General features: G+C 36.7%; 11 protein-coding genes and 1 tRNA gene. 7 read left to right on the forward strand and 5 right to left on the reverse strand.

The genetic code is table 11. From position 1 onward, the window contains the following. Nucleotides 1-15: 15 nt before the first annotated feature. Nucleotides 16-1,377, reverse strand: coding sequence for an amino acid permease (locus OZY43_RS01650; RefSeq protein ID WP_277165366.1), 1,362 nt, complete (start codon nucleotides 1,375-1,377; stop codon nucleotides 16-18). A 63-nt stretch (nucleotides 1,378-1,440) separates the two neighbouring features. Beyond that, nucleotides 1,441-2,811 (reverse strand): amino acid permease, encoded by a 1,371-nt coding sequence (locus OZY43_RS01655; RefSeq protein WP_277165368.1) that lies wholly within the window; start codon nucleotides 2,809-2,811, stop codon nucleotides 1,441-1,443. A 207-nt stretch (nucleotides 2,812-3,018) separates the two neighbouring features. Here OZY43_RS01655 and OZY43_RS01660 point away from each other — a divergent pair, with 207 nt between their 5' ends. After that, the gene (locus OZY43_RS01660) at nucleotides 3,019-3,564 is read left to right on the forward strand and encodes a GNAT family protein (RefSeq protein ID WP_277165370.1); all 546 of its coding nucleotides are present in this window, start codon (nucleotides 3,019-3,021) and stop codon (nucleotides 3,562-3,564) included. A gap of 42 nt (nucleotides 3,565-3,606) precedes the next feature. Here the strand turns inward: OZY43_RS01660 and galE are convergent, their stop codons facing one another. Continuing rightward, nucleotides 3,607-4,599, reverse strand: a complete 993-nt coding sequence (gene galE, locus OZY43_RS01665) for a UDP-glucose 4-epimerase GalE (protein ID WP_277165372.1) — start codon at nucleotides 4,597-4,599, stop codon at nucleotides 3,607-3,609. A 156-nt stretch (nucleotides 4,600-4,755) separates the two neighbouring features. On the opposite strand from galE, the gene OZY43_RS01670 reads away from it, so the two are divergent. The 3 genes from OZY43_RS01670 to OZY43_RS01680 all read left to right on the forward strand — a co-directional run bounded on the left by OZY43_RS01670 (nucleotide 4,756) and on the right by OZY43_RS01680 (nucleotide 8,087). Further along, nucleotides 4,756-5,514, forward strand: coding sequence for an NADPH-dependent oxidoreductase (locus OZY43_RS01670; RefSeq protein WP_277165374.1), 759 nt, complete (start codon nucleotides 4,756-4,758; stop codon nucleotides 5,512-5,514). 58 nt (nucleotides 5,515-5,572) lie between these two features. Beyond that, nucleotides 5,573-5,645, forward strand: a tRNA-Thr gene (locus OZY43_RS01675). 675 nt (nucleotides 5,646-6,320) lie between these two features. Beyond that, nucleotides 6,321-8,087 (forward strand): oligopeptide ABC transporter substrate-binding protein, encoded by a 1,767-nt coding sequence (locus tag OZY43_RS01680; protein ID WP_277165376.1) that lies wholly within the window; start codon nucleotides 6,321-6,323, stop codon nucleotides 8,085-8,087. A gap of 54 nt (nucleotides 8,088-8,141) precedes the next feature. On the opposite strand, the gene OZY43_RS01685 is transcribed toward OZY43_RS01680, so the two are convergent. Both OZY43_RS01685 and OZY43_RS01690 read right to left on the reverse strand, forming a co-directional pair. Further along, on the reverse strand, nucleotides 8,142-9,224 hold the full coding sequence (locus tag OZY43_RS01685) for a PTS sugar transporter subunit IIC (RefSeq protein ID WP_277165378.1): 1,083 nt from the start codon (nucleotides 9,222-9,224) through the stop codon (nucleotides 8,142-8,144). A 19-nt stretch (nucleotides 9,225-9,243) separates the two neighbouring features. Then, nucleotides 9,244-11,013, reverse strand: a complete 1,770-nt coding sequence (locus OZY43_RS01690) for an oligopeptide ABC transporter substrate-binding protein (protein WP_277165380.1) — start codon at nucleotides 11,011-11,013, stop codon at nucleotides 9,244-9,246. A gap of 242 nt (nucleotides 11,014-11,255) precedes the next feature. Here OZY43_RS01690 and OZY43_RS01695 point away from each other — a divergent pair, with 242 nt between their 5' ends. From OZY43_RS01695 to lacA, 3 genes are all read left to right on the forward strand, one after another. Continuing rightward, complete coding sequence (locus tag OZY43_RS01695) at nucleotides 11,256-14,000, forward strand: TIM-barrel domain-containing protein (protein ID WP_277165382.1); 2,745 nt, start codon at nucleotides 11,256-11,258, stop codon at nucleotides 13,998-14,000. 249 nt (nucleotides 14,001-14,249) lie between these two features. After that, nucleotides 14,250-15,005, forward strand: a complete 756-nt coding sequence (locus OZY43_RS01700) for a DeoR/GlpR family DNA-binding transcription regulator (RefSeq protein WP_277165383.1) — start codon at nucleotides 14,250-14,252, stop codon at nucleotides 15,003-15,005. 23 nt (nucleotides 15,006-15,028) lie between these two features. Further along, nucleotides 15,029-15,457 carry a galactose-6-phosphate isomerase subunit LacA gene (lacA, locus tag OZY43_RS01705; RefSeq protein WP_277165385.1) on the forward strand — a complete coding sequence of 143 codons (429 nt, stop codon included), beginning with the start codon at nucleotides 15,029-15,031 and terminating at the stop codon, nucleotides 15,455-15,457. Nucleotides 15,458-15,463: the final 6 nt, after the last annotated feature.

The raw sequence follows: 15,463 nt of genomic DNA on the forward strand, positions 1-15,463 counted from the left end.
ATCTAAGTTTTTTTGTTATTCAGCTTTTTCTTTGTGCCATAATTTGGCAATTCCTGAAAGAATAATAAAGATTAGTAAGGCTGAAATCATCGAAACACGATTATCCGGTAAGATTAATAAGAGAACAATCATCAGAATAAAGAAGGTTAAAGTTGCGTAATCAAGGTAAGGAAATCCTGGCATCTTGAAATTGGTCAACTGATCTTCTGGTGTAACTTTACGGTAGGCAACGTGTGAGAGTAGCATAATGCACCAGATAATTAAAAACATACTGGTCGTTGTTGATGAAATAAAAGTAAAGGCTTGATTACCAATCATCACAATTAAAACAGGTGCCAATTCAATCATACAGGCTGATAAAATTAAGCCATTTTGTGGTAATTGTCGTCTCAAATGACCAAAGGTTTGATTCCACTTACCCTTGCCGTTATAGGTAATTGAAAAGAGTAAACGGCCAGCGCTATATAAAACACTGTTAGTTGATGATACAGCTGCTGAAATAACTACAAAGTTGATAATTGAACCAGCATCGCGAATACCTGTTGCTGCTAAAGTTTGGACAAACGGACTGGAACTAGTCGAAACTTTATTCCACGGAATTACCACTAAGATAGCAATAATTGCTAAAACATAAAATAAGATAATTCTTGTTGGTACTTCATTAATTGCCTTACTGATGGTCTTTTTAGGATTCTGAGCTTCTGAAGCGGTAAAACCTAACAGTTCAATCCCTACGAAACTGAAGATAACCATTTGGAAGCCAGATAAGAAACCAACGCTACCCTTAGCAAAAAAGCCACCGTTATTAAAGAGATTGTTGAAGCTAACGGGACCATAGCTGGTACTTTTACCAGTAAGTAATAAGTAGAGAACTAATACTACAAAGGCAAGAACCGTAACGATTTTAATAATTGCAAAACTAAATTCAAGATTACCAAATAGTCGTGCTGATAATAGGTTAATGCAGAGCAAGACTACAATTGTTATTAATCCAGGCATCCAAGTTGGTAAATGGGGGAACCAATATTGAAAGTAAATTCCTAGAGCCGTCATTTCTGCCATTGCTAAAGTAATTAAACAAATCCAATATAGGTAGCCCGTAATAAAGCCCGTGTCTTTACCCAAATACTTTTCAATAAATTCGATATAGGTATGCTTACTTAGGTCTGAAATAATTAATTCACCCAAGGCACGCATTAAGAAGAAAAGGAAAATTCCGACAATCAGGTAAATCAGGATTACACTAGGGCCTGATTTTTGAATACTATTACCAACTCCTAAGAAGAGGCCAGTACCAATTGTCCCACCTAAAGCAATTAATTGAATATGCGTATTGGTTAGAGCACGCTCATATTCAGAAGAATTATTTTTTTCCATCGTGTCACTCCAATTTAAAATTAAATTAGTTTATAAATATAAATTTTATTACATCACATTGAGCTAATTGGCTCGTTCGCGGTGCCATAACTTGCTAACAGCCCATAAAATCACAAAAATAAGAATTGCGCTGATCATTGACAATCTGTTAGCTGGCAGTGCTAATAATAGGATAATCATTAAACCAAAAAAGATTAATGTAATATAGTCTAACCAAGGATATTGCGGCATTTGAAAGTCGTGCAGTTCATTAACCGGTGTTTGTTTGCGGTAAGACAGGTGCGTTAAGATCATTAAACACCAGATAATAAGAAACATACTAGTTGATGTTGATGAAATAAAGTTGAAGGCCTGGTTACCAATTAGGATAATAACTACCGGAGCTAGTCCCATTAAGCAAGCTGATAAAATCAAACCATTTTGCGGCAGCTGTCTTCTTAAATGGCCAAAAGTTTGATTCCATTTGCCCTTACCATTGTAAGTAACCGAAAATAATAATCTACCGGCACTATAAAGGAAACTATTAGTTGAGGATACTGCAGCAGAAATAACAACGAAGTTAATAATTGAGCCAGCATTTCGAATTCCTGTTGCCCCTAGTGCTTGAACAAAGGGACTGGAATTAGTGGCAATCTTGTTCCACGGAATAACTAGCAAAATTGCTAAAATTGCCATCACATAAAAAAGAATAATTCTTAATGGTAGTTCATTAATCGCTTTTTTAATGGTAACTTTTGGATTTTGTGCTTCAGCAGCAGTTAAACCAATTAATTCAACACCCACGAAACTAAAAATAACCATTTGAAAACCGCCTAAAAAGCCTTTACCACCAGTAGCAAAAAAGCCGCCATTCTTAGTTAAATTACTGAAACCAACAGGACCAAAACTGGTTTTGCCGCCCGTAACTAAGAGGTAGGCAATCAGTAGGACAAAGGCAATAATTGTCACAATTTTAATAATCGCAAAACTGAATTCTAGATTACCAAATAGCCGTGCTGATAATAGGTTAATACCCAATAAAACCACAATGGTAACTAAACCAGGTACCCAAGTTGGTAAATGGGGGAACCAATACTGGAAATAGATTCCTAAAGCCGTCATTTCTGCCATTCCTAAGCTAACCCAACTAATCCAATACAGGTAGCCCGTGACAAAACCGATATTTTTACCTAAATATTTTTCGATAAATTCGATATATGTATGCTTTTTTAAGTCGGAAAGAACTAATTCACCTAACGCTCGCATTAGGAAATAAAGAAAAATACCGACGATGATATAGATTAAAATTACACTGGGGCCAGCCTGATGAATACTGTTGCCGACACCCAAAAAAAGACCAGTGCCGATCGTGCCGCCAAGCGCGATTAGCTGGATATGAGCGTTAGTTAGTGTACGTTCATATCCAGAATTGGTAGTTGAGTCTTTCTTACTCATTAAATCACTCCAAATTTTAAGATACAATGTTACATTAATGTTACATTGTAGATAATTTTATCATTTTTTAATGAGTTTTGCCTTAATAGATGAAAACTTTGCTAAATCATAACTTTTACAGTAAAGATTGATATTGACAGTATTAGTACTTTATTAAGTAATATGTTAATATGAAAATTATTAAGAAATAATTAGGTTAGGTGGAAAATGTTTGTTTTAGATGAATTTATGATTAATGCTTTAAAAATAAAATTAGTTTTGCCAGAATTAAATCAGGCATCAGCAATGTTAAACTTAATTGCCAAAGATCGCGCTGAATTAGGGCGATGGCTGCCTTGGGCTCAAAGTATGCAAAAGGTTACGGATGAAGAAGAGTTTATTAAGCTAGTGCGACAAAAAACAGCGGATTATACGATGTTAGAATTGGTGATTTTGGTTAATGAACAAGTTGCGGGGATGATTGATATCCACAATCTTAATTCTAAAAATCAATGCGGTGAAATTGGTTATTGGCTAGGCTCAGCATTTCAAAAGCAAGGGATAATGACACAAGCGGTTGCTCACTTAATTAAAATTGCTTTTACTAAAATGAAGGTGCATCGTCTTAATTTGCTGGCTGATCACGAAAATAATGCTAGTCGAGCAGTTGCCCAGCGTGCGGGGTTAACGCATGTAGCACTTTTGCATGATGAAGTTAAGTATCATGGTGAATTTCGAGATATGGATCTGTACACAATTATTAATGAAGCATAATAAAACAGCTTGCCAGTTACCTACTAGCAAGCTGTTTTATTGTTATTTATCATTGTAACCATTAGGATGAGTTTGGTGCCACTTCCAAGCACTAGTCATTACTTCTTCAGCGCTTTCGTGTTGCGGCTGCCAATTCAAAATGGTTCTTGCCTTAGTTGAGTCGGCTATAAGTGAATCAGGATCGCCGCCACGTCTTGGTCCCATTGTGTAGGGGATGTCAATTCCCGTAACTTTCCGTGCTGCTTGTAAAATTTCTAGGTTGGAATAGCCATGAGCTGTTCCTAAGTTGAAGACATCAGACTTGTTAGTCTTGAGTAAATGATCGAGGGCTAACAGGTGAGCGTCAATTAAATCCTCGATTTGAACATAATCTCGGACGTTAGTGCCATCTTTAGTATCGTAATCATTTCCATAGATAGTAAACTTACCATCTCCTGAAATAGCGCTTCTTAAAATATTAGGAATTAAGTGAGTTTCAGGATCATGGTCCTCGCCAATTGAACCGTCACTAGCAGCTCCAGCAACGTTAAAGTAACGTAAAGCAATTGACTTAATACCATCAGCCTTGTCAGCCCAGTGCATAATTTTTTCCATCATGACCTTAGTGTCACCGTAAGGATTGATTGGTTCAAGTGGTGAATCTTCGGTAATCGGGAGTTTTTTGGGAATACCATAGGTTGCGGCACTTGATGAGAAGACAAGATATTTAACGCCGACATCGTTCATGGCTTCAAGCAAAGCAATCATACCAACAACGTTGTTGTCGTAATATTTAAGTGGCTTCTTGACAGATTCAGGCACCAATGAGTAAGCAGCAAAGTGCATTACGGCATCAATTTTTTCATTACGCAAGATTTGACTAACTAAGAATTTATTTTCAATATCGCCTTGATAAAATTTGGCTTTGGGATCAATGGCTTTTTTGTGGCCAGTATATAAAGCGTCAAGCACAACAACGTCATTGCCGTGTTCGATTAACTTTTTAACAGCGATTGAGCCGATATAACCAGCGCCACCTACAACTAATACGCGCATAATTTCCTCCATTAATATATAGATATAATCAAATAAATTTTAGCACAAGCTGAAGGGAAATGCTGATTATTTTTGGGAGCATTGCTGCTAATTGACAGTGATGTTATTCTGCAATATACTTACTTTTAGTAAGGCAAATAGGAAAGAAGTATCAAAATGATTCATAATACAACAATTGATAGTCAAATTAATCACCGTTCGATCCGTAAGTTTAAAGATCAAGAATTAAGTGCTGACCAGTTACAAACTTTATATACAGTTTTTCAACACACGGCAACGAGCATGTTCATGCAGAATACATCTTTACTGCATATTACTGATGAAGCTAAAAAGGCTAAAATTAGAGAATTATGCAACCAAAATTATGTTGGTGCAGAAGGCGATTTGTTTATTTTTGTAGTAGATTTATACCGTAACCAACAGATTCGTCAGCAATTAGGTAAGGATGACGGCCGGCTGCACATGACGGATTTGTTCATGCAGGGAATGGATGATACATTATTGGCCTGGCAAAATGTAGCCAACGCTGTGGAAAGCATGGGCTTGGGCTATGTGCCATTAGGAACAATTAATGATCATCCACTAGCAATGCTGGAAACTTTAGCTTTACCAGAATTGACGTTCCCAGCTCTTGGGATGCAAGTTGGTGTGCCTGATCAAGAGCCACAATTAAAGCCGCGCCTGCCACAAAAATTTACAGTCTTTGAAGATAAATATCGGCGTGACTTTAAGGTTAGTGACTTAGATGATTATGATCAAATTGTGACCCAGTATTATGATTTGCGGGATTCTAATCGCCGTATTGATTCTTTTACTAAACAGATTACGGGAGCTAAATTGGACAAGCATTCAATTGACCGTGATGAACTGCCAGAGTTGCTGCACAAGCAGGGTCTGTGCCTTGATTGGAAATAAATAATCAGGGCTATTGCGTGACGTTGGGTCTTTTGGTATAATTTAAACGTTGCGAGTTGCTGATTTAGCTCAGTCGGTAGAGCGTTTCCCTCGTAAAGAAAAGGTCGCCAGTTCGATTCTGGCAATCAGCATTTTTAATAGTAATTCAAAGTAATCAACCTTGATTTATCAACGTTTTTCAAAGATAAGTTAAGGTTGATTTTTGTTTAATAATAGATATTTGGCACCCAAAATGGCACCAGAAAATAAAATTTGGTGCTAAAAGGTAAGTTTATTCTATTGGCGAATACCTGATGGTGTCCCTATTAACAGGATATTTTTCTGTATAAAAACAAAAAAATAGGATACCGAAAATGTCTTTCCTTGAATATCTATGTTAAAGATTACTAGTATCCAAAGCAGGCAATTTGATAACTTTTTTAGTTAGATTATTTTTATTCAGTGTCAATACGATAATGATTACGTTAGTGACATTACATATTTATTAATAATTGTAAGTAGAAGTCTTGTGTAAAAGCACTTGACAAAAAGATTACTGCCATTTATAGTATTAAACATAAATTAAATTTTAAGGAGGATATTTTAATGAAAATGAATAAATTAATTAATCAAGCAACTGTTAAAATGTCCGCTATGCAAAATTTAGTTATTATTTTGGTTCCCCGATGGACTCGACTACATTAATTACTTTAAGTAATTTTTTCAGGTTAAGTCCTTATTTGCATCTTGATGATTGGGACTTAACTAATAACTAACACCCCATTCATTAAGTTGAATGGGGTGTTTTAAGTTATAAGGAGAAAAAAATGAGGTTGAAACAAAAATTATTGCTATCGACTGGTTTATTGGCTGCAGCGTCGCTGACATTAACTGGTTGTGGCAAAAATAATGCTAATACTAATCAGAAGGTAAATAAAAAATTCCCTGAAGAAACACCGGTTAAAACAGCTCAACAAGGAGGAACATTAAAGGTTGCTGAAGAAACAGATACACCATTTACTGGTATCTTTGCTGATGAATTAAAAACGACCGTTGTCGATGAGGACGTTGCAAGTCCAGGTGAAGAAAACCTTTTTGATACTGATAATCACTATAAGATTAATGATCATGGGCCAGCAACTTTAAGATTAAATAGAAAAGCTAAAACTGCTACAATTGCTATCAAAAAGGGAGTTCGCTGGTCCGATGGTCAGCAAGTTGTGGCTAAAGATATGGAGTATGCCTATGAGATTTTAGCTAATAAAGCAACACAATCGCAAAATTATACTAGTTCTTATGAAAACATTTTGGGCATGAAAGAATATCATGAGGGTAAAACTAAGACCATTACAGGTTTGGAAATGCCTGACGGTGAGAATGGCCGCCGACTTGTAATTCATTTTAAAGAATTAAAGCCGGGAATGCTTTATTCAGGAAATGGTTTTATCTGGGAAAAGGCGGAGCCATATCATTATTTAAAAGATGTGCCTTTTGCCAAACTGCAGTCATCTGATAAAATTCGGAAAAGCCCAATGTATTTCGGTGCTTTTAAGTTGAAAAAGTTGGTTCGCGGGCAATCAGTAACGTGGGTACCTAATAAGTACTATTGGCGCGGCAAGCCAAAATTGAATAAGATTGTAATTTCCGTTGTTTCTACTAATTCCGCATCGCAAGCAATTAAAAGTAAGGTGTTCGACGTTACTAAAGTAATTAATTCGCAATGGGAACAGGTCAAGAATACTAAGGGAGTTGACTTCGTTGCTAAGGTGCCATTGAGTTACTACCTTGTCGGCTTTCGGGTTGGTAAATGGGATGCTCAAAAAGGCAAAAATGTCATGGATCCTAATGCGAAGATGAATAACAAGGCTTTGCGCCAAGCAATTGGCTACGCAATGAATACCTCGGCTGTTTATCAGCGTTATACACACGGCTTAAGCTTCCATGTACCAACCTTAATTCCGGCCCAGTTTGGTGATTATTTTGATAAGAATGCTAAAGGATATTCTTATAATCTGAAAAAGGCCAACGAATTATTAGATAAAGCTGGTTATAAGAAAAAGGGCAAGTGGCGGGTACAGCCGAATGGGAAACCATTGACAATTCACTATATGGCACGTCAGGGAGATCCAACACAAAATCCAATTCAACAAAATTACTTGCAGCAGTGGCATAAAATTGGCTTGAATGTAAAATTTCTCGGTGGGCGGTTAACCGAATTTAATTCTTATGTGAATAATTTGCAAAATGATAGTCACGCATTTGATATGTTTGAACTAGGCTGGAGCTTGGACAGTGAGCCATCTCCAAGTAGTCTATATTCAGAAAATGCACCGATGAATTATACGCGGTTTGTCACTAAGAAGAATACAGACTTGTTAAATGCAATTGATTCTGAAAAAGCATTTAACCATAAATATCGGGTACAAAAATTCCACGAATGGCAAGAGTACATGAATGATGAAGCTTATGCAATTCCTGAGTATAATTCGTATTCGGTTTATGCAGTTAACAATAAGTTAACTGGTTATAGTCTTAAGCCAGCAGATAATACCAGTGGTCACCAATTGTGGTATCAAGTTGGTTTTGTTAAGTAAACGAAAAATACGATTTTGGTAAAAACCAAAACCGTATTTTTAATTGCTGATAAATTATTCACCTAAGTAAGCAAAGGCAACTTTTTCATCATAAACATGTAACATTTTATCTAAAATAAAGCGACAGGCTAAGGCAACCGCAGCAGGAATAATCAACCAGGCAAGCAGAGCAAGTAACCAGCTAATGCTATTTGGACCGGCATTAAGTGATGCTAATGGGCCAACAATTCCTACAAGACCAAAGCCTGCAGAAGCTGGAGTGCCGCAAATGTGCCACAGAGCGACGGGCAGTGCGGAAACAGTGGCAGTAATAATGATTGGTAACATGATAATTGGATGTCTAAATAAGTTAGGAATCATCATTTTCATGGCACCTAATGCAACAGCAATCGTGACACCAGCCTTATTGACTTTCCATGAATGAACGACTAGCACAATTGTTGTTGCTGCCACGCCCATTGCTGCTGCACCAGCGGCAATGCCGTTCAATTGAATCGCCATACCGATAGCTACGGTTGAAACAGGGGTAACAATTAATAAGGCAAACATCCATGCAATTAGCACACACATCAAGACAGGTTGTAGCTTAGTAAACGAGTCGATAATGGCGCCAAGTCCCGTAGTAATTTTGCTTACGAATGGCAATATTAAATAGCCAAGATAAGCCGAACCGCCGCCGACAACAATTGGACTTAGGACAATCTTAACGGAACCAAAAGCATTACCAATTAATATTGTCAGGAAAACTGCAATAGCAGCCGTAATCATTGTGTTAATTAGATCGCCAGTTCCGGCTGAGATAAAGATACCTGCCTGTTTAGTTGCTGGATTAATTGCTTGGGCATTAAATTGAGTTACGCCTGAACCGACATATGAAGCACCAGCAACAATGGCAATATCAATTGGCGCAAAGTTAAATTGATATGCGATTAAAGCGCCAATTAATAATGGGGTGGCTACTTGAAAGACGAGCAAAACGTGAGTCAAGCCGAGTGTAAAAGCATTATTGCCACATAATTTTAAAATGGCACTTAAAACGGCGTTGGGAATCAAGCCGACAATAATTCCTGTGGCGGTTCCTGACAGAACTTTATTGAAGAAGTCTTTTACTGTCACTGATTGCTTGGTGTTATTCATAAGATCATTTCCTTAATTTTTATTTAGTAAAGCCAATGTCATACCAGATTGGGTGCTTGTTGGCACACTTAGATGGTGCAACCGAATAGTTAGTTAATTTGTTATTAACAGCTGTAATTTCGTATGCACTGTCTAGCGGTACAATATAAGCTTCATCGTTCATATATTTTTGCCATTCATGGAAGATTTGAACTCGATGTTGATGATTAAAAGAAGCAGGTGCATCCATTTCATTGATTAGCTTCGTATTTTCTGGTGTGGCAAATCGTGAAAAGTTGCCCAACGATTTTTCGCTGTACAAATTGGCTTGTGAGGGTTCAGTTGATAGACCAAAACCACCGATATAAGCGTTGACATCAGGATTATCTTTTTGCAATTTATCATAGAAAGAGTTTTGCTCGGTTAAACGACCACCCAATAACTTAACATCAAGGCCAATCTTGTGCCATTGCTGTAAATAATTTTGGATAATTGGCTCTTGGGTAGCATTACCGCTCATTGCCATGAAATTGATTTTAAGTGGTTTACCGTTAGGTTGAACACGCCACTTGCCTTTCTTCTTATAACCAGCCTTGTCCAAGATTTTGTTAGCCTTATTTAAATTAAAGCTATAACCCTTAGCATTTTTGTCGAAGTAATCGCCAAAACCAGCAGGAATTAAAGTAGGGATACGGAATTTCAATCCTTGGGTATAACGCTTGTCGACCTCGCTGACATTCATGGCATAAGCCATTGCTTGTCTAAGAGCTTTATTATTCATAATGTTGTTTTTATCAACAACATTCTTTTCTTGTTTGCTGTCCCATTTACCAACTTTGAAGCCAAGATAGTAGTAAACAAGTGGAATTTGGGCCACGAAGTTAACTCCCTTAGTATTCTTGACTTGGTTCCATTGGGTATTAATAACGTTAATAACATCAAATTTGTGACTCTTAATTGCTTCGGAAGCAGAATTGGTTGAAACGACTGAAGCTACAATCTTATCTAACTTTGGCCGACCACGCCAATAGTACTTGTTTGGTACCCAAGTAGTTGATTGACCACGGACAATTTTTTGGACTTTATAAGGGCCAAAAAACAATGGTTCCTTTCTGACTTGATTGCTTGACTGTAATTTATCGAAAGGAACATCCTTTAAATAATGATAAGGTGCTGCTGTTTCGCTATAACAGTTGCTGCCGGCATTATACATTCCGGGATACATACGCTGGAAGTGAATTACAATACTGCGGCCATTTTCACCATTTGGATAAGTAATTCCGGAAATAGTTTTACTTTTACCATCGTGATAAGCTTTCAAACCAATAATGTTGGCCATTTGGTCTGTGTAACGGTCGCAGTTAGTCTTTTTGTTAGCAATAATTTCGTAAGAATATTCTAGGTCCTTAGCATTAACTTGCTTACCGTCGGACCATTTGACACCTTTTTTAGTAGTTACTGTAATCGTCTTGTTTTTCCGGTTAATTTTAAGTGTAGCCGGACCCTTATCATTAATCTTATAATGATTATCATAATAAAATAAAGTTTCATCACCAAATTGGGATGCCAAATAATCAATCGTATTTTCTGAAATTTCATCTAAGAAAATGCCTTGAAATGGTGTGTCTGTTTCAAGAGCAACTTTAAGGGTACCACCTTGTTTGACTGGCTTGGTTGGCACCGCTTCTTTAAGCTTATTAACACTTGGTGTTGCTGAATTATTTGTGTTATTGCTTTTCCCACAAGCAGTTAACGTTAGAGCTGCCATTGCAAGCAAGCTCAAATATTTAACAAATTTACCTTTCTTCATACTTATACCTTCTATTTTCATGTTCTTTTAGTAAAAACTATTTTCTATTGTTATAAATCATAGCAGCGATTAAATTAAAATACAATATATTTTTTAATTTAATTTTATTATTAATAGTGCTAAGGTATAATAATTATTGCTGAAATGTAAAGGAAAATATAACTTTGTTAATGCTTAAAGTTAGCTTATAACTATAAAGCAATTAATATGATAATAAATAATAGTTTTAGAAGGGGAACAGAATGATTGTCAATATATTAAAGCAGGATGATTTTTATAAAGTAACTTATTCTAGTGGTCTAGTAGCACGTATTTATTTGCTTGCGCCTAATATTTTTCGTTATTATATTGATCCAACTGGTCAATACCAAGCACCTGAGCAATCACAATCAGGATTGCATGCACAAATTTTAGCTCCAGATGTTGCTGAATATGGTCTGGCTTCAATTAGTAGTAAAATTCAAGAAACTGCTACTACATGGTCGATTGTAACTACAGGTATGGTAATTAATTTTGCTAAAGATACTGGTGCAATGAATGTACAAGTGAACGGCAAGACCATTTTGCAGGAAGTGCAACCGGTTATTGTTAGTGATAATGGCAGTAAGCAATTTTTGCAAGCAACTGCTAAAGCTAATTATTTTGGTGGTGGTACACAAAATGGCCGGTTTAATTTAACCCACCAGCGAATTGTTGTTGCTAATACTAATAATTGGCTTGATCAGGGAGTAGCATCACCAGCACCTTTTTATTGGTCAACAGCTGGTTATGGCGTTTTACGTTACACTTTTACGCGTGGTGAATATGATTTTGCTAGCAATAATAATGTAGTAACTACTTGGCACGAGGAAAATCGTTTTGATGCAATTTATTTCTTTGCGCCCACGCCGTACAAGTTGCTTCATACGTATCAGCAATTAACAGGTTTACCGTTGTTAATGCCAGTGTTCGGCTTTTATGAGGCGCATTTGAATGCTTATAATCGTGATTACTGGGTAAAAACTTCGGCTCAAGCTAAAGGTGCAATTAAATATCCTGATGGCAATTACTATCGGGAATATCATCCGCAAGAATTACCGCCAGAACTAAAGGATAAGGCAATTCGCGAAACTTTAAATGGTGAGCAAGGTGGGGCAGCTTATTTATTAAGTGCACGTGGGATGTTAGATCAATATTTGGCTAACGATCTGCCATTAGGGTGGTTTTTACCTAATGATGGCTATGGTGCTGGTTATGGTCAAACAGATACATTAGAAGGTAATTTACAAAATTTGCGGAATTTTATTCGTTATGCCAATTCCCGTGGCGTAGAAGTAGGACTATGGACGCAGCAGAATTTACAGCCTGTTGATCCGGCTCATCCGCAAACTAGCGATCGTGATTTTGAACAAGAACTGGCAGCAGGCGTTACAGCGTTGAAAACTGATATGGCATGGGTTGGTGCAGGCTACTCTTTTGGTCTGAATGGTACACAGACTGCTGCGGCAATGATTAAAAAAATTAAGGGTAAAAATTTACGTCCGTTCATAATTACGATGGACGGTTGGGCTGGTACGCATAATACAGCAGCAGTTTGGACTGGAGATCAAAAAGGTGGTCAATGGGAATATATTCGTTTTCAAATCCCGACCTATATTGGTGAAGGGCTATCTGGTCAACCAAATGTTGGTTCTGATATGGATGGTATTTATCTTGGCAGTAATCCGATTGTGAATACGCGTGACTATCAGTGGAAAGCTTTTACCCCAATTCAACTAAATATGGACGGCTGGGGAACTAATCCGAAAAATCCGTTTGCATTTTCGGATCAAATTACAGCCATTAATCGCGCCTATCTAAAACAAAAGACAATGTTATTGCCGTATATTTATACTGCTGCACGGGCAGCAGTAACTGCTGGTAAACCACTTGTGCGGGCGCTCTTTTTAGAATATCCAGATTTACCAGAATGTTATTCTGACTTAGTAAAGTATGAATATTTATGGGGTGATGAATTTTTAATTGCCCCAATTTATCAGAATACCGCTGCTGATGCCGGAGGTAATGATATTCGTAATGGTATTTATTTGCCTGATAAGAAGCAAATTTGGTTTGATTACTATACTGGAAAAGCTTATCAAGGTGGTCAAGTATTGAATAATTTTGCGGCACCGCTTTGGAAATTGCCAGTCTTTGTTAAGGCTGGTGCAATTATTGCTAAGGCACCAGCGACGAATACGCCTAAGGAATATGAGCAAGTCAAATCAGTAAGGCAATTTGAAATTTATCCGGCAAAAACCAGTCAAATTACCCTTTATGAAGATGATGGTATTTCTGCTAAGTATCTTGATGGTGCATTTGCGCAAACAACAATCATGGCACAATTAGCAGCTGATAAATTATTAATTAAAATCGCTCCAACTATTGGGCATTATGACAAGATGAATTTAAACCGGTCAACGGAACTAGCAATTAAGTTGAATAAGCAGCCGTTAGCGGTCTTGGCTAAATTGGCTGGGCAAAAATGTGAACTAAAGCAGGTAGATAATGCTGCTGATTTTATGCAGAGAACTAATGTTTATTACTTGGATAAGCAATATTTGCCTAATCCATATTTAGCTAATATTGGTACAGAATTAGCACAAACTTTTTTGCGAATAAAATTGGCAACGGTTGATGTTAGTCAAACAGCGATTGAATTGCAAATTACTAATGTAGATACAGCAAGTACACCGCAAAATTGTTTACCAAGTAAGCAGGTCGCGTGTGCTGCGCCCACTGATTTTAGTAGTAGTAATGTTCAAACCACTACTTTGTCATGGCAATTAGCTGATGAAAAGCTGGGCCGTGTTACCTATAATGTTAAGGTGGATGGTGTGCTTTATACTGGAATTACAGAACCCAAATTAGTTGTTCAGGGATTGACGCCAGGTCAGCAACATTCTTTTGCAGTTCAAACCGTTACTAGTAAGGGAGCTACTGCTTGGAGCCGGCAGCAATTATTTTAAACATTGTAAGCAGGAAGGCTTTAATCAAAGTCTTCCTGTTTAGTTTGGTGTGAATAGCTGATAAAATGAAAAAATATTTTAAAATATTTAATCAGTAAGATAAAGCATAGAAAAGACGATAATTTACAATTATTTTTTGTTCATTTTATATAATTTAAACATGTTCAAACATTGACAAACAAAAAAGAACAATTATACTAAAGATGAACTAAGTTAGTTGCTTAATCTAGTTTAAAAAGTAGGTAACCAATGTTAAAAAGTGAAAGACTAAAAACAATTTTACAAGTAATTAATACCCAAAAATTTGTTACTGTGGATGAATTAGCTCAGGCGCTGAAAGTTTCAGATATGACAATTAGACGTGACCTAAATGAATTGGATAAGTTGGGTAAAATTTCTAGAATTCATGGTGGTGCACAATTAATTTCAGATCAAATTAGAAATGAAAAGAGCTATCAGCAAAAGCGAGAAATTCATAGTAAGGAAAAGCTTGAAATTGCTAAACGAGCTTGCAATTTAATTCATGAAAATGATTCTATTTATGTTGGCCCAGGTACCACTTTGGAATTAATGGTTGCTAATCTTAAGATTAAACATCTGCGAATTGTAACTAATTCGCTGCCTGTTTTTGAAGCAGCACGTAACAATCTTAATGATTATGAGTTAATTATGGTTGGTGGTTCATATAGAAGAATTAGTGGTGCTTTTTTGGGAACTCTTACTAACAATGAATTAAAGACCATGTCATTTTCAGTTGGTTTTGTTGGGGCAAATGGGATTAAAAATACTTCTATAACAACAGCTAATTTGGAAGAGGGTCAGACTGAGGGTATAGGACTAGACCATTCACAAAGTAAATTTGTTGTCGCAGATTATTCAAAGTTGGATCATAGTGATTTTCATCAGTTTTATGATTTACGAAATGTGGATGGGTTAATTACTAATCACGAAGTTGGATCAGATGTAGAAAAGCATTACAGTCAATTTACAACTGTTTACAAGTAGTTTTACTGAGAGGAGATTAAACTATGAGAGTTGTTATTGGTAGCGATCAAGATGGTTTTGAATTAAAAGAAAAGGTGAAAAATTATCTTAACGCCCGTGATTATGACGTTTTAGATGTAACGCCAGAGCCAGCAGAAGATTTTGTTGAATCAAGTTTAAAAGTTACTCATGAGGTAATGGATAACGGGATTAAAAAAGCAATCATGTTTGACGAATATGGTGTTGGTTCTGCTATGGCTTCAAATAAAGTTAAAGGTATGGTTACAGCCAATGTTAATGAGGAAAGAACAGCTCATATGACGGCGATGCATAATGGTGCTAAAGCAATTGCTTTGGGTAGTGGCATTGTTGGTGACAAACTTGCGTATTCAATTGTGCAACACTATCTTGATACTGAGTACGCTGGCGGTCGTCATCAAATTCGCTTAAATATGCTTGAGGAAATGATTTAAGGAGGT

Origin of the sequence: Lactobacillus sp. ESL0785 (assembly GCF_029395455.1) — a bacterium.
In the GTDB taxonomy this organism is placed as follows: Bacteria; Bacillota; Bacilli; order Lactobacillales; family Lactobacillaceae; genus Lactobacillus.

What these genes read in the sequence shown, in the direction of transcription:
- OZY43_RS01670 (WP_277165374.1), top strand. Translation starts at nt 4,756, where the DNA reads ATGATTCATAATACAACAATTGATAGTCAAATTAATCACCGTTCGATC.
- OZY43_RS01655 (WP_277165368.1), bottom strand. Translation starts at nt 2,811, where the DNA reads ATGAGTAAGAAAGACTCAACTACCAATTCTGGATATGAACGTACACTA.
- OZY43_RS01660 (WP_277165370.1), top strand. Translation starts at nt 3,019, where the DNA reads ATGTTTGTTTTAGATGAATTTATGATTAATGCTTTAAAAATAAAATTA.
- galE (WP_277165372.1), bottom strand. Translation starts at nt 4,599, where the DNA reads ATGCGCGTATTAGTTGTAGGTGGCGCTGGTTATATCGGCTCAATCGCT.
- OZY43_RS01680 (WP_277165376.1), top strand. Translation starts at nt 6,321, where the DNA reads ATGAGGTTGAAACAAAAATTATTGCTATCGACTGGTTTATTGGCTGCA.
- OZY43_RS01690 (WP_277165380.1), bottom strand. Translation starts at nt 11,013, where the DNA reads ATGAAGAAAGGTAAATTTGTTAAATATTTGAGCTTGCTTGCAATGGCA.
- OZY43_RS01700 (WP_277165383.1), top strand. Translation starts at nt 14,250, where the DNA reads ATGTTAAAAAGTGAAAGACTAAAAACAATTTTACAAGTAATTAATACC.
- OZY43_RS01650 (WP_277165366.1), bottom strand. Translation starts at nt 1,377, where the DNA reads ATGGAAAAAAATAATTCTTCTGAATATGAGCGTGCTCTAACCAATACG.
- lacA (WP_277165385.1), top strand. Translation starts at nt 15,029, where the DNA reads ATGAGAGTTGTTATTGGTAGCGATCAAGATGGTTTTGAATTAAAAGAA.
- OZY43_RS01685 (WP_277165378.1), bottom strand. Translation starts at nt 9,224, where the DNA reads ATGAATAACACCAAGCAATCAGTGACAGTAAAAGACTTCTTCAATAAA.
- OZY43_RS01695 (WP_277165382.1), top strand. Translation starts at nt 11,256, where the DNA reads ATGATTGTCAATATATTAAAGCAGGATGATTTTTATAAAGTAACTTAT.